The organism is Phycisphaeraceae bacterium (assembly GCA_020639155.1).
In the GTDB taxonomy this organism is placed as follows: domain Bacteria; phylum Planctomycetota; class Phycisphaerae; order Phycisphaerales; family UBA1924; genus JACKHF01.
Map to the genome: position 1 here is coordinate 295,077 of JACKHF010000001.1, position 20,635 is coordinate 315,711.

The following is a 20,635-nucleotide window of genomic DNA, read 5'->3' on the forward strand; positions in this document are numbered from 1 at the left end:
TTCTTATCGAACGCCATGCTCGTGCGCAATCACAACCACACGAGCGTACTGGCCCTTGAAGAATCGAGTGCACGCAATCCTGGCCTCGGCAGCCGTGATCTCATCACGCCACAATGACCCAAAGTCCGTCGCGTTCTCGGCACTCAGCAGAACCTTCTGCCCATCCTTATCGACCACTTCGGGCATGGCATAAAACACGGCTTCCATTTCGGCGAGGGCTGACGCAGGAAATCCGGACGTTGCACGAGCCTTATTCAGCATCTTCCACGCATGATGGAGTTCGTCGTGAGCATCGATAGCCATCGATGACATCAGCACATTGATCGATCCGCGAAGGCGCAGATTCGGCGCATCCGACGCGAACAGGAACGGATTCGCCTTGTCGACAAACCGATCCATGTACCGTTCGTACATGCTGCGCCTAGCAGGCATGCGACGAAGCTCATACTTCGCTGGTCCAAGCCCATCCTCTGTCTGGTGGGAGGAATACCCCGTCTCGCGCGCGTGAAACTGCCACAGCGATTGGCCCTGTTCGGTCAGGCAGAACTCGACAAAGTGCCTTGCGACAACCGGATTCGGCGCTCCAGCAAGGATAGAGATCGGATCGGCATCAACGTATACCTCGTTGGCAGGGTCGGCATACCCGACGCGCGCAAGCTCGGGCGGTGTCCCTGGCTGGCTGACCGATTGCGCCTGCGATCTCCCATAGAAATCAATGCACACGCCAATCGCCGCTTCACCTTGGCCAACATCAATCGGCGTGCGCGTGGAGCTTGACGCGAACGTGCGTGAGTTCGCGCTCATCTCGCGCAGGATGCGCCATCCTTCATCAAACCCCTTCGCGTTCAGGATTGATTCGTACAGTGTCGCAACCGAGCCACTCATCCGGGGATCGACGAGCGCTATCCAGCCCATCAGCTTCGGATTCGTCAGATCATCAAACACCTTTGGCTCAGCAACACCAAGCCTCCGCAGCACATCGCGGTTATAGAGAAAACCAAACCCTGAGAGTGCTGTTCCGAACCAGTATTGATCGTCGTGGTACAGCTTCCCGGTGCCGATCACGTTCTCACCGAACCATCCGTCAAGCTGAGACTGCTCAAACGGCGGCTCCGGCGGCGCAGAGATCGGCCCTGCAACCTCTTCACCACTGATTGCTGCGCGGGCTGCGTTGTTCGCCGCGAGTTTCCCATGGTCGTAGCTTCCACCACCAAACATCATGTCGAACTCGAGCGCACCCGTTTCGAATCTGGCAACGCCGTGCTCATCAAGCGTGTACTTCCCCTGACGGATCGCTGCGCCGTACTTCGCTTCTAGCAGTCTGCGGATCTCACTCGTGCCGCCCGGAATGCGCCAATCGATGCGCACGCGGGTGCCATACTTTGCCTGGTGCCACTGATCGAACGCCCGTGCGAACTCTTCACGAATCTGCTGGACATGCGGCGTTAGTATGATGAGCGACTGCGTGTCCTCGGGCCATGCGGCTCTGTTCTTCGGGCGGAGCACGATCGGCATTGCGACAACCAACAGCAGAAGTGCCAACACCCCGAGAGCAACTGTCCTGTCCCGAACCTGTGGATGTTCGTGTGCCATCAGGCAACTGTATGCTGGCAGGACTCAATCACTGCTTGCCTGCTCCCAGCTTCATACACTCTGCACAATGCCAACCACACACCAACCTGTTGCGATTGTCACCGGTGCGAGTTCAGGGATCGGACGGGCCGTGACTGAACAGCTCTCCACGCTCGGCTGGCGACTGGTCGTCTGCGCTCGCGATGCGGCAAAGCTCAACTCGATTGCAACAACACCCAATGTTCGTATCGTCGCTGGCGATGTCGGCAAGCCCGAGATATCTGCAACGCTTGTCAACTCTGCGATCGATGCCTTCGGCTCGCTCGATGCAATTGTCTGCAATGCTGGCACAGCCCCTCTAATGCCGATCGCCGAAACCACCGACGAGGTCTTCGCACAGTGCTTTGACATCAACGTCATGGGGACAGCACGGCTGATCCGCGAGTGCTGGCCGATCTTTGTCCAGCAGCATCACGGTCGAATCGTGTGTACGTCATCAATGGCATCTGTTGATCCGTTCCCGGGGTTCTTCGCATATGCGGCGAGCAAGGCAGCGGTGAACTCGCTCGTGCGATCGTGCATGAACGAGGGACGCGAACATGGCATCGAGGCGTATTCTGTGGCGCCGGGCGCTGTGGATACACCGATGCTTCGATCTCTCTTTGACGAGACAATGCTACCACCATCACATTGCCTGACAGCAGATGCCGTTGCAAACGTCATTGTGGGCTGTGTGACGGGTCAGCGCGCTCATGACGCTGGAACACCCATTCTGCTCTCAGCCAACTGATCCGCATTCGCCTCGCTTGTATCTGCCCAACTGTCCGGACGCACACCGAACACGCCCGCGGCGATGAATACACATGCGTTTGGATGAAAACCAAGGCATATCGCTTCTACTATCCCCGCCCGCACAACACGGGTATTTTCGCACCGTTTGCAAGGACCACGCTGATGCCCCAAGTGTTTCCCTTCACCGCGATCCAGTACACAGATTTCACTGCCATTGGCACGAAGATCGCTCCACCCTACGACGTGCTTTCCGCAAAGGACAAACAGGCTTTGCTCCATCGCGATGCAAGGAACATCGTCGCGATTGATCTCCCGCACGTACCACCGAAGCAACTCGGCCCGATAGAGGCTTATCAGGATGCCGCAACAACGTTGCAGTTGTGGCTGAGCGACGGCACGCTCGCGCGCCGGGGAAAGCCCGTCATGTTCGCCTACCGCCAGTCGTTCGATTTTCTTGGGCAGCATTACCAGCGATGTGGCATGTGCTGCACTGTGGAAACCGTTCCCTTCGGCCCGCGCACCGGCGGCGGCATCCTCCCGCACGAGCAGACATTCTCGGGCCCCAAGGAAGACCGGTTCGCGCTGATGCGCGAGACTCAGACGCAGATGTCACCCATCTTCGGTCTACATCCCGATGACGACGGCGCTGCAACAAAGCTCGTCAGGTCTGTCATGGACTCGCGCGATCCGGACATCAGCACGACACTCGGTGAAGGACCGAAGCTCGTCACCGAAGAAGTCTGGATCATCGACGACGACGAGACAATGAAAGCCTATGAGGATGCACTCGATGGAGAGGACGTGTTCATTGCAGATGGGCACCATCGATACAACACAGCACTGAACTATCTCGAGTACCTCAAACAGGCTGGCGATGTTGCAGAAGATCATCCAGCACGCAGAACCATGATGGTCATGGTGAGCATGTCAGATCCCGGACTGGCAATCGGTCCGACGCACCGAGTGCTGGGCGGGATGGCGCACTACACCTTCGATGCGTTCTGTGACACAGCCAAGGACCTGCTTTCCATTGAAACAGTCTCCGGCGGGATCGACTCGATCGAAGCAGCAATGCACTCCAAGGGCGAAACGCACGTCAACGTGCTTGGACTCTACGACTTTGCAACACAGCGAGCGGCAATCTGCACACCCAGGGACCCTGATCCGCTTCAGGCAACGTGCGCCAATCGGCACGAGTCATGGCGCCAGCTTGATGTTGCACTTGTGCAGCATCTCATCGTCGAGCAGATCTGCGCACCAAAGCTCAACGACGGCAACGACGTGAAGTGGGCATTCCCGCACTCGATCCCCGAGGTGCTCGAAATTGGCGAGGGATCAGAAACGGGCGCTGGAGGCGGCGCTGGGTTTGCGCAGCTCGCGGTCATCGTGCGACCAACACCGTTGCAATCTGTACGTGACGTGAGCAAAGCCAACGAACTTATGCCACAGAAATCCACGTTCTTCTATCCGAAGCTCGCGACAGGGCTGTTCATGAATCCGCTGGCGTAAGGGTATCGAATCGCACATTGCTTGTGCCACACTCCGGACATGTGACGTACATCTTTGCGCCCGCACTCGACGAACTCTCAAGCCCACGCAAGCTGTATCCGCACTGAAAACAGGTGCTGGAATCAAGCTGGGACTGCAGCAGACTCACAATGATGCGATGCTTTGCGTGAACAAAGACAACAAACGGCGTGCACACATAACACACAAAGCCAATCAGTACCAGGACCGCAAAGAAACGCACACCAATATTCACTCGAAACAAAGAACAGAAGATCCAGATGAATGCAACATATCCTCCAAACACAATCGCTCCACCGATACATGATTTGACGACGGCACGCATCCTTCGATAGTACATCAGCTTGCGGTTTCGCTGAACCACGCTGCAATACAGGTTCTCCGCCTCCAGATCGAGCAGCCCATCCAGTTCCTCGTACCGTCGCCACAACGGCTGCACCGTGTACCACCGAAGGTTCATGCTGATTCCTCGGCTGGTACGAGTTGCTGGCGTGGCGGGATGTTCGCTGCGCCGCACTCGGGACACACAACGCGCAATCTGCCCGTTGCTTTCTCCGCCTCAACCGGAAGTCCAAGCAGGCTGTATTCACAATTACCACAGTTAGGTGTTGTGACAAGGTACACGCCAAGCACCCTTCGAACAAACCTGTACATTTTCTCCTGCTCATGCTTGCCCGCAATATCCGAAGCAAACAAGCAGAGAACGACAGTAACAGCCGTGATCGGAATGAGTGCAATCATAATGCGAATCCACAGATTCCCAGACTGAATGTCGCTGGCAAGAACCAGCAACACAATCGCACTGATAATAAGCGCAGGTACCAGCACCGCCATAGCTGGCCACATCGGTCTGAACGGCCGAACAGCCATGCTCAAAGTGCCATTACCATATCTTCCATACCACGATTTATAGAGTTGATACTCAATGTACACCTGCTCGCATTCAGGCTCCGAACACTCTTGAAGTCCAGAGAACTGTTTTAGAAACTTCTTTGTTCTCTTGTCGCGATCAGGGTACTCAACTATCTCCCTCAGCCGAATAGAACGCCACTCTTCACCTTGCTCATCAATGAGCGTCTTTGTATATTCCCAGAACTCACCGAACGTCATCTTCACGTTGTTGCGCTGGATCAGCGGGTAACTCGGTGGTGTTTTCGATCGCAGGAGCGCGCTGCTCTTCCATCCGCTTTCTGTTGGCATCGCGCTGCTCCTTCGGAATCTCGATCGCGATCAACCACATCAAGCCCGTAATCACAGCGAATGGACCGATCACCAGCAGCACAAGCACAACCAGCCGCGAGCCTCGCAGTTCACGGCGCGAAGGCACCCGGGGTGCGGTGTCCCCGGGTGCTGAAGGATGCTCGTTCTTGTCATGTATCTCCATGGAGGTGAACGTTATCTGGCTACGCCCACCAGTTTCCTGGCGCTGGCAAAGAGTTCTGCAACCTTCTGCCAGTTCACAATACCCCACCATGCACTGACATAATCAGGCCTGCGGTTCTGATAGTGCAGGTAATATGCGTGCTCCCAGACATCAAGCCCGAGGATTGGTGTGTGACCATCTGAGTATGGTGAATCCTGGTTTGGTGTAGATGTGACCATCAACGCGCCGTTGCCATCAACGCACAACCACGCCCAGCCCGAGCCAAAGCGTGTTGCTGCAGCCTTTGAAAACTGCTCCTTGAATGCATCAAATGATCCGAACGACTCATTGATCGCCGTAGCAAGTTCACCGGTGGGCGCTCCGCCGCCACCGTTTCCAGGTGCAGCCATGATCGTCCAAAACAGTGAGTGGTTCACGTGCCCGCCGACGTTATTGCGAACAGCTGCACGGATGTTTTCCGGCACATTGCCGAGATCTTCGAGAATCTCGACAGGGTTCTTACCAACAAGGTTCGTGCCCTCCATCGCCTTGTTCGCATTCGTCACATATCCGTTGTGGTGCTTGCCATGATGAATCTCCATCGTTTTGGCATCGATCACGGGCTCGAGTGCGTTGTGCGGATACGGAAGATCGGGGAGCTTGAGTGCGTCTGTCATGGCGTTCTCCTACTGGGAAGTCCTGAAATACTCAGAACTTGAGATGCGTGAAAAAAGTTGGTGTGACCGAGGAGTTTCCCGGCTTGCAACGAGTTGCAATAGAGGCTATGCTGGCGGCCCACATGAAGGCAGCATAGGACGGGCCGAAAATCACAGAGGCCGACCGCATTGCCGCGTGGAACGACATCGCGACTGGACGAGAGAGTGTGTGAGCAATCAAGCTCGCATAACCACGCCGCGACCCGGAAACACATCTGAATAACAAACATTTTTCGAACAAACTGCCCTGCGGTGGTGGGAGCCTCAGGGGTAATGGTTCGGGAATGCTGTGTCTGTCAACAGACGAAGAGGCGGCAAAATACCTGAATTCTTCGCGAATTCCAAATGCCGCGGAACTTTTGACACACATTCCCGTACCACAAGGGAGGATTCGCGCATCTCAACATGGTGGATAGTCTGGCAACTGAGTCCGGAAAATTCCTGATTTCGGATCGATCTTCAAGGGCTGGACCAAATCCACACCAAAGGGATACTCGAATCCTGTATGGTGTAGAAACGCAACACACGTCGAAGGCGGGTGCGACCGGGAATCGCATTCACAGTTCGGCTAGGCAATCGGGCTCACACCCAGGTTGCAGGATGATTGAGGAAAGCTGAATCACAATGACCAGCACACAAAACACAGTAATGAAGAAACTCAGCCCGCTTGAGCAGATCCGTCGCCGACATCAGGTCGCGGTCGTGGAAGCTCCCGAATCAGGCAAGGAAAAACGCGCAAGTCGACCAAGGCGCGCATTCAGCCCCGAGGAAAACCGCCTGCTGTCACAGATTATGGCAAAGCCGCAGGACTTTATCGATTCCGAGGCGTTCCGTGAAAACGGTGCAGAATCGTTCATTTACGCACAGGGCGATGACATCCAAATGCCGGATACAACGTGGTATCACCCCGTCATGGATGATCTGTCGTCGACACGAACACGAACCGTCAAGTCATCGCAGCAAGTGATTCTGACTGGCGCACAGGAAAAAGTGCTCTTTCACAAGTTCAACTACGCGAGATTCCGGATCCGTGAAGTGCAGATCAAGATCGAGGAGAGCGCCAGCCGCAAGCCCACACGCACCCAGGCCGAGGAAATGCTCCGTTGGTACCACGTCGCCGAGCGCGTGCGTGAGCAGATTGCAGAGACGAACCTCGCGCTTGTTCTTGCCATGGCCAAGCGCACGCGCATGAGCGAGGTCGACTTTGCAGATCTTGTCTCGGAAGGCAACATGGCGCTGCTCCGCGCGGTTGACAAGTTCGACGCGGGCCGTGGGTATAAGTTCTCGACATACGCGTGTCGAGCGATCCTCAAGGCCTTCTCGCGTCAGGGCATGAAGCTGTCCAAATATCGCCAGCGGTTCCCAACCGACTTCGATCCAAAGCTCGAGAAGTCGAACTATCTCGAAGTGAAGCGCGCAGACTTTGAGCGCGACACTGCTGACGAGGTCAAGCGCATCGTTCTTGAAAACCGTGCCGATCTGACCAGTGTCGAACGCACCGTCATTGAGCATCGTTTCGGTCTTGAGACACAGGAAAACGAGAAGCCGATGACGCTCGAGCAGGTCGGCCAGATTATCGGTGTCACAAAGGAACGCGTTCGTCAGATTCAGAACAAGGCGATGGAAAAGATCCGCGCTGAGCTGGAAGCAAACTTCCTCGGCACGAAGGAGGTCGATGATCAGCCACAGGATCTCGCCGGTGTTGCCCAGATGAACTAAGACGCCGAAGAACTGAGTCCTTCATAGGTTATTTCAAAACAACCCAAACACCCCGCCGACTCGCTCGCCGGGGTGTTTTTACATTGTCACATTGTCTTGGCACGCGGATTGTGTTTCTCATTGCGAGGAACACCGCGCATGCACGAGCATACTGGCACATCCAGATCAGCACATACACGCGTCACATCCCCGGTGGAAACGGGAATTTCGGCGTATGAACTGCTCAAGGAGGGCAGGCTTGGACATGTGCTGATCGAGCGGGCACGGATGCTTGCGAAGGCATCTGGCACGCAGGAACTGCCCGGCAGCGTGCGCATTGTGACGCAGCAGTTGCGCACCAGCGCAGCAAAGGACACGGAGGTCCGCAGATGAACTATGGCTTGCAGATATCAGCATCGGGCGCGCTCACCAGCATGTACCAGCAGGACGTACTGGCGAACAACCTCGCCAATATCGAGACACCCGGGTTTGCACGTGTGCTCCCAATGACGCGCCAGCGTGCCGCGGCGCGCGTTGAGGACGGGCTTGGGTTGGTTCCCTCAAACGAACTTCTTGAATCGCTTGGTGCTGGCGTCACCATGGCGCACAATGAGATGGCGTTCGGCACCGGCGGTATGGAGGTCACAAATCGCCCTCTCGACACCGCGATCCGTGGAAACGGATTCTTCACCATTGATGCGGGCAATGAAACGCCATCGCTGTCGCGCGACGGTCGATTCCTGAATGCAAACGGCACGCTTGTCCATGCGACCAGCGGGTATCCGGTACTTGATGGATCCGGAAGCACCATTCGCCTCCCAATCAACGCGCATGTTCGTATCGGCGAAGCGGGGATCGTAATGGCTGACGATCAGCCGATTGCGCAGCTCGGCCTTGTCGACATCGCTGATCCGTCACAACTCGTTCCAGAAGGCAAGGGGTTGTACGGCGCGAGCGCTGCTGTGATGGAAACAGCGCAGCCCGCGTCTGGCACCATTGTTTCAGGATCCGTCGAGCGTTCCGCTGTCGACGAGATCCAGGCGATGATGGCCGTCACGAGTGCTGCACGGTCCATGAGCACACACATGAACATGATCAGAAACCATGATCGTCTGCTTGATCGCGCAATCAACCAGCTTGGACGAGTCTCGTAAGACTGACTGAAACAGAAACGGCACGAACCGCAACGACACACACGACCAAAGGAAGTTGTACCCAATGGCCAATCTCGCACTCGAAGCAGCAGCATCCGGACTCTCGTCGCTCAACACGCGCCTTGATGTCATCGCGAACAATCTCGCGAATGTCAACACCATCGGTTTCAAGCAGAGCAGAGCAAACTTCGAGGATCTCCTCTACGTTGAGCGTTCACGTCCGGGCACACAGAACGCGTCTGGTGATGAGAAACCGACCGGACTCTATGTTGGTCTCGGCGTGCGCGTCTCGGGCACGCAAGTGAACTTCGCGCAGGGCACCGCGATCGAGGGCTCACCGACCGACATGATGATCGACGGCAACGGGTTCTTCATGGTCGAGGTGGAGCCAGGCAAAGGCGGTGACGGCGTCGCATACACACGTGCTGGCAACTTCCTTCGCAACCCAGACGGCGAACTCGTGCTCGCAAACTCGCAGGGTCGTCGCCTCATCCCCAACATCACCATTCCAGTCAACGCCAAGGACATCTCCATCTCAAGCAACGGCATCGTGTCGTACATCGAGGATGGCGCAACTGCACCAACGGAGGTCGGGCCGATCGAGATCGCTGTGTTTGCAAACCCTGAGGGTCTCAAGCAGGCGGGCGAGAACCTGTTCATTGAAACCGCGGGGTCAGGCGCTGCAACGGTCGGTCAGCCCGGCACGGAGAGCTTTGGATCAATCATCGGCGGCAGGTACGAGGCATCGAATGTCGATCCCACGCGCGAGCTCATCGAGATGATCCGCACACAGCGCGCATTCGAGATGAACTCGCAGTCCATCAGAGCAGCCGACCAGGCACTCCAGACAGTCGCACAACTGAGATCGTAGTGAATCATGGTCAATACACGGAGACAAGGACGCACTGAGCCCGCTATGACACACGCACGCACACACTTCCGCATCATTGCACGCACGATCGTTCTCGTGTGCATGGTCTGCGTGAGTGCATCGCATGTGACAGCGCAGTCGATCACGTCGATCCAGCTTCGCACGAGTGTGCGTGCAACCGAAGGAACACTCACAATTGGCCACGTTGCGAGAGTCTCTGGCATCATGGCGGACACAATCGAAGCAATCGAGCTGAATAATGGCAGATCAAAGATCGAACTCAAGGACATCCGCGACGCAATCCAAGCTGAACTTTCCGATGTGAACTGGGGTTCGGTCATTCTCAGCGGGAGTATCTGCACCATCGTCCGAATCTCCGAAGAACAACCGCATCAGAGAGCTGCTGCGTCGCACGCATCACGAGAAGATCACACGATCTGGAAAATCGCCACGGATGTTGATCGCAATCAGTTGCTCGGACGGATCGCTTTGGAGATCTGCGTAATGGCGGATCTGCCTCCCGATCGTGTTCGCATCGGATTCGATAGTGACGATGCTGGTGTTCTTGAGACAGTTACAGCCGGCCGGATTGTCCAAATTCAGTGCTCCTCGCTATCTGATAAAACACAGATGCGCGTGCGCATCAACGCGGACGAGCGAACTGTGCTTGACCAGGAGATCCGCGTATCGGTGGAACTGAAAGGTGCTGTAGCACGCACGAACAAGGCATTGCGTCCTCGTCATGCGCTCTCTCTCGAGGATTTCTCGGTGCGCGAGGAGTGGTACCGCCCGAGCCTGACCATCGCGTCTCAGGACCAGGTTATCAATACCGAGCTTCGCACGGGACTCGGCGCTGGTGCGATCATTCGCACAGCAGATATCACGCCATCACGCGTGATCGAGCGAGGAGACATCGTCATCGTCCGTTGCATCGCTGGGACGGTGGTTGTGGAGCTTCGCGCAAAGGCGCTCGCGGACGCACGTGCGAATGAGCATCTGGAACTCGAAACACTCGAACCCGATCGAACCCAGCGCAGACGCATCCACGCAGTTGCTCAGGGCAGAGGCAAGGCAGTGATTGTAACAAGCCGGTGAGTACTCACTGGAGGAGTTTGCATGAAGAAGTTATTCGCCATACTGACAGTATTCGCAGGAACAACATGCGCATCAGCGCAGAGCCTGTTCGAACGCACCAACACAACCCAACACTTTGGCTCGGGTGTCTCCGGCGACTTGTTTGTCATGGGACTGCACTCGGTGCGCAAGGACGAGGCACGTATCTATGGCATGCACGATCTCGTGCAGATCATCATCAACGAGTCGAGCAAGTCTGACTCGTCACAGTCACTCACAACCAACAAGGACTACTCGTCCGACGCAACCATCAACGCCTTCATCGATCTTGCGAAGCTGGCAGAACTCCAGCTGCGCGAGGGCAATATCGATGGCGTCGATCTGCTCGACGTTCAGGGCGGGCACGCGTTTAAGGGCGATGGCAAGACATCGCGATCGGACCGGATTGTGGATCGCGTCACCGCGACGGTGATCGACGTGAAACCGAACGGCACGCTGCTGCTGGAAGCTCGCGTGGTTCGTGGTGTAGGCGACGAGGTCAAGACATTGGTGCTGTCGGGCCTGTGCAGACGCGAGGATATCACCGCACAGGGCACGATCCTCTCGAACCAGATGGCCAACCTCACGCTGTTCATCACGCACGAAGGCGAACTCGCCAAATCGGGTGAGAAAGGCATCATCCCACGAGCACTGGAGTCATTGTTCGCTTTCTGACAGCAGATAACGACGTTTTGGTGGACTCAAAACGTCTGATAACACGATGTCGCTTCATTATTTCCCCGATCTCGTCGATGCATATCGAGACGCTGCACGCGTCGAGGCTCGCTGAATCCACAGAGGGAGCGGCAAGCAGTACACAGAAACTGGTCTGAAGACCACATCACTCAGATTCACCTGTTCCCAGACTGGAAACACACATTTGGAGATTGCACGGATGCAGACAAGCAGAACATCATTCATCACAACATCCTTTGCCATGACAGCGATCGCTGGCTGCATCGTCGGACTCACCGGCTGCAAGAACAGCACCACTGATGCAAACAACGGCTCATATAGCAACGGCTCAAGGTCGTTCACGAACAGTGGCGGCGCATACGGCACAAATCCCGGCACATACTCCTCAAACCGTGCAGGCGCGTTTGATCCGTACGGCGCATCAGTCACCGGAGACGGCACATGGAACTTCACCGGCGCAGCACCGTCCGCTGGTCCCATGTCGCTCTCACCCAAGACACCAGTCCAGATGCAGGCATCGAATGTCTCCACAGATTTCTATGGTCAGGTGCTCGCTGAACAAGGCCCCGGATACGACGCAATAGATCCCGCTCGCGCCGGTGGTGGCAGCCTGTCGCAGCTCAGCTTTACACTTGAAGGTGCAGACTTTGACCCGTGCGTCTCACCAAATGGTGAGTTTGTTGTGTACTCGTCCACACAGCACTCGATGTCGTCCGACATCTACATGAAGTCAACATCGAGCCGCACCGTGACACAGCTGACCGACGATGCTGCAAACGATGTCATGCCAGTGTTCTCACCCGATGGCAGCCGTGTTGCATTCGCATCAAACCGCTCTGGCAACTGGGACATCTTCGTGATCTCATCCACTGGTGGTCAGGCCGTTCAGGTGACAACTGAGTCATCACACGAACTGCACCCGACATGGTCGCCTGACGGGAAGTACCTCGTCTTCTCCCGTCTTGGCGAGATCTCCGGCAAGTGGGAGATCTGGGTCACAGAGTACGGCAACTCCGGCGTTGCACACTTCCTGACATACGGTCTGTTCCCGGAATGGTCGCCTGTTTCTGGCTCCGGCGAGAACGGCACGGACCAAATTGTCTTCCAGCGCTCCAGCAAGCGCGGCGACCGCTCATTCAGCGTCTGGACCATCGACTTCAACACAAACGGTGTTGCAAGCAACGAGACAGAGATCGCTCAGAGCGCATACCACGCGTGCATCAACCCCACATGGAGCAAAGACGGCAACTGGATCTCCTTTGCAACAGTGCCAAATCCGAGCCAGTGGGCCCAGGAGAACGACACCCGTCCGCAGAATGCAAACCTGTGGCTGGTCTCTGCGACCGGTGGTTCGCTCGTGCCTCTGACAAACACAGAGTCGGTCAATCTCATGCCGACCTTCGGTCCTGACAACACCGTGTTCTTTGTGTCCGATCGTGGTGGCGTTGACAACATCTGGCGCATGAACGCGTCAGGCGCAATCATCGCTGCTGGCGGCATCGCATCACCCAGCAACGGAACCATCACATCCAACCCGTTCAACTCATCAAGCGAGAACTCCAGCTTCGCTGGTGTCGATACCGATTCCGGCAACTAATCAATGAAACTCGCGCAGTTGGCGGAGACCAGCTGCGACACAAACGCGGCTCACGGGTGGAGACATCCGTGAGCACGCTTCAACCCGATCGCAATCGAAGACACACTCTGTCGTTCTGCTCCCGGAGATTCGATGACGCTCCAGCGCTTCCGCAACATGGCTTTACGGGCATGCCTGACTGGCACAGTTGCTCTCACAGGATGCATGGTTTTCGTCGGGTGTGCAAGTTCTGGCTCACGACTGACGTCGCCTGAAACGATCATGAACCCGTACGACCAGACGTTCGGCGGGCCTGTCTGGGCTGTTGTTCCGCTCAGGAATGAGTCAGGCACAACGCTGGCGGACTCGATGGTGCTGACAGACAAGCTCATCCAACAGGCAGACCAGATCGACGGGTTGACCGTAGTGCCGCTGAATCGCACGATCGAGGCTATGCGCCGGCTTGAAATGAGCTACCCCCAGTCTCCAAAAGACCTGAAGGCACTTGCTGAAGAGATGCAGGTGGATGCGGTCCTGGTTGGATCAATTACGTCGTATGAGCCGTACGACCCACCAAAATACGGCCTTGGGTTGGCTTTGTACGCATTACCGGGCGAAATGGCAACAAAGGGCGAACAAAGCATCAATCCGCAGCGTCTTATCTATCAGCCGACGGATTATTCATACTTTGAACGAATCCAGGAGGCCGATTCGCCCGTATCTGTTATCGGGACTACCCTTGATGGGAGGAATCACCGGGTGCAGGCAGAACTGCAAAGCTACGCAGAAGGGCGCATGAGGCAACCTTCGGCACTCGGATGGGAAACCTATCTCGCGAGCATGGATTTGTTTACAGAGTTCGGCTCGTGGTCAGCGCTGCGACAACTGATGGATCGGGAATGGGTCCGTCTCTCGGGCGTGAACACAAGAGGCCGATGGGTATATGGAGAACGAGGGGGTTGAACGCTGTTGGGGAGCAGTGAACAGCCAAGAACGGCGTGACTTGCGCATCACAGAAAAAGCACGCAACGGATTGCGGTCGAGTGCAGGATCGAGCCGAGAATGCGTGGGCCGGGAAGCACCCCGGTGGTGGAGGATGATTCACATGACACTTCCGATGATCGACGCATTTTCAGAGTACTTGACGGACGAACGCAGATTCAGTCCGTACACGGCTCGCTGCTATGGCGCAGACCTTCGCCAGTACACAGATTTCATCGCGCAGCAGTTCGGCATTGAGCAGAACGACGCTGCTGAGCTTGAAGCGTTCAAGAGCACCGCGCCGCCAAAGACCAACGACGTGCATGCCTCAATTGGACCACAGACGATCACTGGCGTGATCCGCGATGCATCACCCGATGTCATTCGCAACTTCCTCGCGCATCTTGCTGAGCAGTCGTACTCGGCAGCCACAATGGCACGAAAGATCGCAACGCTCCGCTCGTTCTTCAAGTGGGCCGAGAAGCGTTCGCTGGTTGCCTCGAACCCGATGACGCTCATCCGCACACCCAAGCAGGCAAAGCGCCTGCCCAAGGCAATCTCCATCGAGCAGATCGAACAGTTGCTTGCAGCACCTGATGACCGCGATCTGCTGGGCTGCCGCGACCGCGCCATGCTCGAAACGCTGTATTCAACAGGTATCCGCGTCTCAGAGCTTGTCGCACTTGATCTTGGCGATCTTGATCTTGAGAATGAAGCGCTCCGCATCCACGGCAAGGGTCGCAAGGAACGCATTGTGCCGATGGGTTCGCACGCACTCGCTGCGATCGTGCGCTACATCGAGCGTGTCCGCTCTGACTCACGTTTCTCTGGCGCGTGGCGTGAAGACTCCAGTCGTAAGCCATTGTTCCTCAACAAGCACTGCAAACGCCTGAGTTCGCGCTCGGTCCGCCGCAAGCTCGACAAGTATCTCAAGCAGGTCGGTCTAGATCCGTCGATCTCGCCGCACACGCTGCGTCACTCGTTTGCAACGCACCTGCTCGACAACGGCGCAAGCCTGCGCGATGTGCAGGAGATGCTGGGACACCAGTCGCTCAACACCACACAGGTGTACACGCATCTGACCGCCCAGCGCATGCAGGACGCGTACGAGCAGGCACATCCTCGCGCAGAAGCAAGCTAAGTCCAATCACGCTGCACAGTACTCATGCGCCCCACGACTCTCGTGGGGTGTTTTGTTGTGAGCCCAGCACACTCACCCACTAAACGGGCTCGGCCGAATCGGCTCATCCGCTACCAGCGCATGATACACGCGGATGTCTTCAGGAGAAGTATCAAATAGACGCATTTGAATCGGGCGCTGCAACTCACTTCTGGTGAGCAACTTGAACCCATGTATCTCTAACACGTCCAGCATTTCCATGTCGTCTCTACTTATGCCCGGCGTTGAGGGCTCAATCACCTCTTCATACCATCCACTCTGCTTCGATATCCGAAACACAGCGGCCCAAGGGTGGACAAAGGAAAGACGAACTGCGTAATCCGCCCATTGGACGCTCGCTTGTGCTTGGCCCAGATTCTTCTTGCCAACACGCAGATGAAGAGAGTGATCTGCATTGAGATCTGTGTCATTTGTCAGAATGAATCTTGAAATCAGTTCCGAGATGATTGGGTGAAGTAACAGTTTTTTTTGCTGCTGCTCCATAAAACCATAATGCGGCTTTGACAGATCACCAAATGCCTTAGTGATTGACTCCAGTATGTGCTCGAATCGATCCATTCGCTCTCTTCCAACAGTTCCCACGAGGACTACAGCTAAGAACGAAGTAATCTACATTCGCGCCCACAGTTTCACCGTCTCGTGATGCTCGCTCCACGCGTGCCAGACAGATTCAGCCCACGCACGAACAACGCGCTGATGAGTCTCCAGATCGGCAGTCGCTGCAACATCCAGCACCGTCATAGCATCCGCAAACGACGGTGGTTCAAGCCAGTGGAATGACTCTGCTTGTGCGACCGCAGCGCCAATGCGCCGGGTTGCCTCAGCAGCTGACACGTTCTGCTCAAACAGCACGTGCAACGCGATAAGGTGTCCAGCGACAGACTGGATGGATCGTCGCGACGGCGTCCCGGGATGCTGTGCCGCGTACGCATCGATTGTCAGCCGGTGGCACTCGGGATACCCGTACTCACCATACTCGCGTGCAAGCACGTCGCCGTACACCTTCCAGCACCCCGGCGAAGCGCCGATGTAGGCATGCGTCGGGCCGACAATGTCCGGGACATCTGCGCCGCATCCGGCACATTTGATTGTGGTTGTTGCCTCACTCACATGCAACTGTAGATCAGAGCGGCCTGTACTTGTCAATGATCTCGCGAATCTGATCGGGATTCGGCAGGTTTGGCACGTCGATCTCTATCCCGTCCTGACCGGAACTGGAGAGCCCGATCCGCCCGACACGAAACACTCGCTGGAGAAAGCTCTGCGTCACCTGGATGTTGCGAATGTTGTCGTGCACAACCTCGCTGGTTGCTCTGCTGAACAATCCGATGATGACCACGGTGCGTTTGTTTGTGATGCGCAATGACGTGCCGAGTGTCTTGATCTTCCACACACCCCACATCCCGCACGCACCTAGAAAGAGCACAAGAGAAACAACAAGCCACGCAAGCGAGTACGGGAACAGCCCCTTCCAGAAGAGCAGCATCAGCCCCAGAAGCCCAACTAGCGCCATTGCTGAGAAGATGAATGGATGTGCTCGGAACATCGCTGGTCGGACGTTGATCACGTCGACCTCTGGTCCGCGATCGGGTGGGAGCCCCGCTGCTTCAGCCTTGTCGAGCGGTCGGTCCATAGCGACTTCGCTACCCACTCGCTCCTGTTCATCCCCCTCATTAACAACGTCGTAGGTTTGTTCCTGCTCAATCTCATCCGTCTTTGGACCATGCATCTTCACGATGTCCAGGGGTTCATTTGATGTGGTGTTGTCGTCTGTCATAGAGCGTTCCTCGACTCCTGTGCCTCGTGGCATCGTGCAACAGTAGTATTGGGAAAACCAGCATGTGTCATCCACGTTAAGACCCGTTTCAGACCCCCTACCATCACGCTGATGCACATAGTCATGGTCAACTGGGCACGCATATGGGACGGCACAACCTCCGGCGGTGGTGTCAATGGGTACGCCCAAGGGCTTTCGCTCGCGTTGAAGGAGCGTGGGCACAAGATCTCCTGGTTGTGCGGCGGACGCGTCACTGAGTGTGTAACGGAAACCGACGCGCCTGGACCCTTACGTATCGATCGCCATGCAGACTGGCTCGGCGTGCACGTGTTCGAGGTCATCAACTCTCCTGTGCTTGCCCCATCGCTGGACCAGTTTCGAGATCCGGCGGGCGAGGTGTCTCAGCCCGAGCTTGAGCGCGTCGTCGGCGGACTGTTCGAAGCGATGAGGCCCGATGTCGTTCACTTTCACAATCTTGAGGGGTTCTCCGTCGGATGCGTCTTGCAAGCAAAGCAGGCAGGGGCATCCGTTGTGTTCAGCCTGCACAACTACCACACGCTCTGCCCACAGGTGTACCTGATGCGCGGACATCGCACGCCCTGCAGGTGCTATGACAGCGGCAAAGCCTGTGAAACCTGCATCGACGCGCCAGACCCAAGGGTACAGCGATTGAAGCAGATTCGTGTGATTCCCGCCGAACCAACCCCGCCACCATCTTCCTCTCGGGACACATTGCGCACACTGCGTACCGCGTTCTCACGTGCATTCTCGCGTGAACCTACACCCGAACTCAATGGGTCGCACTTGAAAGTGCCAAACCAAGTCACACCAGCAGAGAAACCGCTCACACGCCCATGTCGTAACAAGTTGGACTTCACTGCAGCGTTTTCGTTTTCAGATGATGATTCACGTGGCATGACACGGCAGTTCCTTGCCGAATCCGCTCCCAGAGCTTGGCAGAACGCAGGAGACACTGAGTGGCAGATCGTTTCAAATACACCCGAGTCTGATCCGACATTTGATCCCACAACACTGCTTGATTCGGATGCCAACCCATATGCACATCGTCGACACGCAATGATCGCCATGCTCAACTCGTGTGATCGCGTGCTTGCTGTATCGAGCTTTGTTCGTGATCTCTATCTCCGGATGGGTGTTGACAGCAGCCGAATACATGCGATAACCATCGGCACCCGCATGCCAGCTCTTGCGGAGCGGCATGCCGAGTTGGCGTTTGCCCCTCGACCAATAGCACAGGATCCAACCCGCCCTGTTCGATTATGTTTCATGGGCGCCAATCACTGGTACAAAGGGTTGCCGATGCTTGCCGACGCGCTCGAGTTGCTCACGCCCGAGTATCTGCGCCGATTCCATCTGGCTGTGCATGCGTTCGGGTTTGATTCAATCGCATGGCGGTTCAAACGTCTTGAACCAAGACTGGCTGGACTGGAAATCGGTGGAAGCTACCACCCCCCCGATGTGCCATGGATCTGCGGCGGGAGGGATCTTGGACTCGTTCCAAGCGTCTGGTGGGACAACGGACCTCAGACTGTCATGGAGTTCCTTGCGTGCGGCGTCCCGGTGCTTGGAGCAAATCTGGGTGGAATACCGGACTTCGTTGTGGATGGGCACAATGGACTACTCCATCGCGGCAATGACAGACACGATCTGGCGCACACGCTGGTCGATATCGCGAGAAATCCACATCAACTCGATCGATTGCGTACCAACGTGCAGACTCCGAAGACCATGGAAACACACGCAGCAGAGATGGAAGCAGAGTATTCCGCTGTCAAACGCAGCCAAACACAGTCATCGCACGTATCCTCCTGATCCACTTTAACGCAAGGAACGCCACCTCAGTGCCCCACGACTCGACAGAGCCATATCGTCTCAATGCACCAACAATGGATGCCATCGCAAGCGCGATTCCAGTGGCAGTCGAGCCACCCATCATGGCTCAGTTGGAACCACACGAACGTGCGCGCACAACACGATCTGCACGAACTGGGATCAGGACATGTCATGTTGCTGCGATCGTCGTGACATGGAATCGCAAGCATGTTGCAGAGACCGTGCTCCGCGAGATTGCAAACCAGCAGTACGCGCTGAATGCACTCGATATTGTCATTATCGACAATGGCTCTGCCGATGGCACAACCGAGCATCTCACTGAGACATTCAAGCCGGAAGTCGTTGTCGACAACCCGACAGCACACGCCCACGAACCGGCGTTTGCGCTCGTCCCAACGCAACAGACAAACACACTTGGTGTTCGATCGTTTACTGTCATCCGCAACACGCACAATCACGGCGGGTGCGGCGGGTTCAATACCGGCTTGCGGTATGTTGATCGATACCTGGCCGACCCGAATCGGGAGCGGCCCATTGACTATGCGTGGCTGGTTGATGACGACGTGGAACTGCCCGCTGGCTCACTCGCACAACTCGTGCAAACCGCTGAAAACAGACCCGCCGTTGGCTTGGTCGGGTCGCGTGCTGTCAACATGCACGATCGAAAGACAACTATCGAAACAACGGTGTATTTCGACTTTGCAAGCGGTCGTATGTGCGATACTCCACCCCACGGCCATCCTCTCCGTCGATCGCACGACGAATGGGTAGCAGAGGTGGGCGGCACGAAGGGCGAGCGTGCGTTTTCAGGACAGCGGGAGGTTGACATTGCAAGCGCGTGCAGCCTGCTTGCACGATGGAAAGACGTGCGCGAAATCGGATTCTGGGATCCGCGATTCTTCATCTACTGCGACGACGCCGACTGGTGCCTTCGCTTCAAACGCGCGGGCAGGAAGGTCCTGTGCGATCTTGATGCGATTGTCTATCACACACCGTGGTTCGACAAGCTCACGCCCGCGCGGTTGTATTACGCCCAGCGCAACGCGATGTGGGTCACGCGCAAGGCGTTCTCGGGCATACGTCTGAAGCGTGCAACCGCTGTGTGGTACGCGATGCTGCTGCGTGATGCGATGTACGCGGTGCTGCATCGCAGACTTTTTCATGCCAGCATCATCATGCGAACACTGCGGGACGCTGCACACGACCAAGGCGGGAAACTTGATGATACCGGGCCTGCACAGGAGTCCGTTGTTGATCTGCTCGCGTCAAAGCGTCGCATCGTTTGTCTGTGCTCACGAGAGATGGATGTGTCGCTGGCCCGACAACTCCACGCGCAGGTTTCTGCTGCTGGTGTTTCACCCGAATGGATCGAAATCGTTCGGAATGACGTGCCCCACTGCGAAGATCAGCCAGCCGGCACAACTCGCATTGTTTATGCCAAACGTCTGGCCTCAAAGATCCGCAGACAGTTCCCGCTGATCGCCAGCCGCATTGATGCTGTCGTGGTGTTCGATCAGGTCAACGACATGCCGCTGCTCCGTGGTAGTTGGAACGTGCATGTTGATTCTCGCGCGCCGGACAAAGCACAAGCCGAGCGGGCTGGTGCACTCGCAGTTGCAAAGGCGTGTGTGATCTGGGCGAGGACCATGTGCACAGCAGTGTGGAGCACGCTGGTTATTTCGCACGATACCGACGAACGAACACGGGCAACATCTGTGTCATGACGCATCGCCAAGACGTGCCAACCGGTGACCTACCCTCTCAT

Annotated in this window: 21 protein-coding genes; 13 read left to right on the forward strand and 8 right to left on the reverse strand. The window is 56.4% G+C overall.

Annotation, left to right across the window (positions count from 1 at the left end):
• Positions 1-3: 3 nt before the first annotated feature.
• Entirely contained in the window at positions 4-1,593 is a 1,590-nt protein-coding gene (locus H6815_01285) for an extracellular solute-binding protein (protein ID MCB9859060.1), read from the reverse strand.
• A gap of 67 nt (positions 1,594-1,660) precedes the next feature.
• Here H6815_01285 and H6815_01290 point away from each other — a divergent pair, with 67 nt between their 5' ends.
• The gene (locus H6815_01290; protein MCB9859061.1) at positions 1,661-2,362 is read left to right on the forward strand and encodes an SDR family oxidoreductase; all 702 of its coding nucleotides are present in this window, start codon (positions 1,661-1,663) and stop codon (positions 2,360-2,362) included.
• A 164-nt stretch (positions 2,363-2,526) separates the two neighbouring features.
• A complete protein-coding gene (locus H6815_01295; protein ID MCB9859062.1) occupies positions 2,527-3,873 on the forward strand; it encodes a DUF1015 domain-containing protein in 1,347 nt (448 codons plus the stop codon).
• On the opposite strand, the gene H6815_01300 is transcribed toward H6815_01295, so the two are convergent.
• The 4 genes from H6815_01300 to H6815_01315 are packed head-to-tail and all read right to left on the reverse strand — an operon-like array spanning position 3,854 to position 5,931.
• Entirely contained in the window at positions 3,854-4,351 is a 498-nt protein-coding gene (locus tag H6815_01300; protein MCB9859063.1) for a hypothetical protein, read from the reverse strand. The two genes, H6815_01295 and H6815_01300, sit on opposite strands and share 20 nt — an antisense overlap.
• Positions 4,348-5,091, reverse strand: a complete 744-nt coding sequence (locus H6815_01305; GenBank protein MCB9859064.1) for a hypothetical protein — start codon at positions 5,089-5,091, stop codon at positions 4,348-4,350. Before H6815_01305 ends, H6815_01300 begins: the two co-directional genes overlap by 4 nt.
• Complete coding sequence (locus H6815_01310; GenBank protein ID MCB9859065.1) at positions 4,988-5,275, reverse strand: hypothetical protein; 288 nt, start codon at positions 5,273-5,275, stop codon at positions 4,988-4,990. The genes H6815_01305 and H6815_01310 overlap by 104 nt, the downstream gene beginning before the upstream one ends.
• A gap of 11 nt (positions 5,276-5,286) precedes the next feature.
• On the reverse strand, positions 5,287-5,931 hold the full coding sequence (locus tag H6815_01315; protein ID MCB9859066.1) for a superoxide dismutase: 645 nt from the start codon (positions 5,929-5,931) through the stop codon (positions 5,287-5,289).
• Between the two features lie 663 nt (positions 5,932-6,594).
• Here H6815_01315 and H6815_01320 point away from each other — a divergent pair.
• The 9 genes from H6815_01320 (at position 6,595) to H6815_01360 (ending at position 15,200) form a co-directional block, all read left to right on the forward strand.
• Positions 6,595-7,689 (forward strand): sigma-70 family RNA polymerase sigma factor, encoded by a 1,095-nt coding sequence (locus tag H6815_01320; protein MCB9859067.1) that lies wholly within the window; start codon positions 6,595-6,597, stop codon positions 7,687-7,689.
• Between the two features lie 138 nt (positions 7,690-7,827).
• Complete coding sequence (locus tag H6815_01325) at positions 7,828-8,061, forward strand: hypothetical protein (GenBank protein MCB9859068.1); 234 nt, start codon at positions 7,828-7,830, stop codon at positions 8,059-8,061.
• A complete protein-coding gene (locus H6815_01330) occupies positions 8,058-8,822 on the forward strand; it encodes a flagellar hook basal-body protein (GenBank protein ID MCB9859069.1) in 765 nt (254 codons plus the stop codon). Before H6815_01325 ends, H6815_01330 begins: the two co-directional genes overlap by 4 nt.
• A gap of 64 nt (positions 8,823-8,886) precedes the next feature.
• Positions 8,887-9,693: a flagellar basal-body rod protein FlgG gene (gene flgG / locus H6815_01335; protein ID MCB9859070.1), complete on the forward strand. Its 807-nt coding sequence runs from the start codon at positions 8,887-8,889 to the stop codon at positions 9,691-9,693.
• Positions 9,694-9,738: 45 nt separating this feature from the next.
• Positions 9,739-10,788 (forward strand): flagella basal body P-ring formation protein FlgA, encoded by a 1,050-nt coding sequence (locus H6815_01340; GenBank protein MCB9859071.1) that lies wholly within the window; start codon positions 9,739-9,741, stop codon positions 10,786-10,788.
• 21 nt (positions 10,789-10,809) lie between these two features.
• A complete protein-coding gene (locus H6815_01345) occupies positions 10,810-11,481 on the forward strand; it encodes a flagellar basal body L-ring protein FlgH (GenBank protein ID MCB9859072.1) in 672 nt (223 codons plus the stop codon).
• A 220-nt stretch (positions 11,482-11,701) separates the two neighbouring features.
• Entirely contained in the window at positions 11,702-13,099 is a 1,398-nt protein-coding gene (locus H6815_01350; protein MCB9859073.1) for a PD40 domain-containing protein, read from the forward strand.
• Positions 13,100-13,231: 132 nt separating this feature from the next.
• Positions 13,232-14,041 carry a hypothetical protein gene (locus H6815_01355; protein ID MCB9859074.1) on the forward strand — a complete coding sequence of 270 codons (810 nt, stop codon included), beginning with the start codon at positions 13,232-13,234 and terminating at the stop codon, positions 14,039-14,041.
• 142 nt (positions 14,042-14,183) lie between these two features.
• Complete coding sequence (locus tag H6815_01360; GenBank protein MCB9859075.1) at positions 14,184-15,200, forward strand: tyrosine recombinase XerC; 1,017 nt, start codon at positions 14,184-14,186, stop codon at positions 15,198-15,200.
• Positions 15,201-15,272: 72 nt separating this feature from the next.
• Here the strand turns inward: H6815_01360 and H6815_01365 are convergent, their stop codons facing one another.
• From H6815_01365 to H6815_01375, 3 genes are read right to left on the reverse strand one after another with little or no spacing between them, the layout of a single operon-like run.
• Positions 15,273-15,797, reverse strand: coding sequence for a hypothetical protein (locus tag H6815_01365; protein MCB9859076.1), 525 nt, complete (start codon positions 15,795-15,797; stop codon positions 15,273-15,275).
• Positions 15,798-15,848: 51 nt separating this feature from the next.
• Positions 15,849-16,349 carry a hypothetical protein gene (locus H6815_01370; GenBank protein MCB9859077.1) on the reverse strand — a complete coding sequence of 167 codons (501 nt, stop codon included), beginning with the start codon at positions 16,347-16,349 and terminating at the stop codon, positions 15,849-15,851.
• A 13-nt stretch (positions 16,350-16,362) separates the two neighbouring features.
• Positions 16,363-17,049, reverse strand: coding sequence for a PH domain-containing protein (locus H6815_01375; protein MCB9859078.1), 687 nt, complete (start codon positions 17,047-17,049; stop codon positions 16,363-16,365).
• A gap of 78 nt (positions 17,050-17,127) precedes the next feature.
• On the opposite strand from H6815_01375, the gene H6815_01380 reads away from it, so the two are divergent.
• Positions 17,128-18,849 carry a glycosyltransferase gene (locus tag H6815_01380; GenBank protein ID MCB9859079.1) on the forward strand — a complete coding sequence of 574 codons (1,722 nt, stop codon included), beginning with the start codon at positions 17,128-17,130 and terminating at the stop codon, positions 18,847-18,849.
• A gap of 29 nt (positions 18,850-18,878) precedes the next feature.
• The gene (locus H6815_01385; protein MCB9859080.1) at positions 18,879-20,594 is read left to right on the forward strand and encodes a glycosyltransferase family 2 protein; all 1,716 of its coding nucleotides are present in this window, start codon (positions 18,879-18,881) and stop codon (positions 20,592-20,594) included.
• The last annotated feature ends 41 nt before the right edge of the window (positions 20,595-20,635 follow it).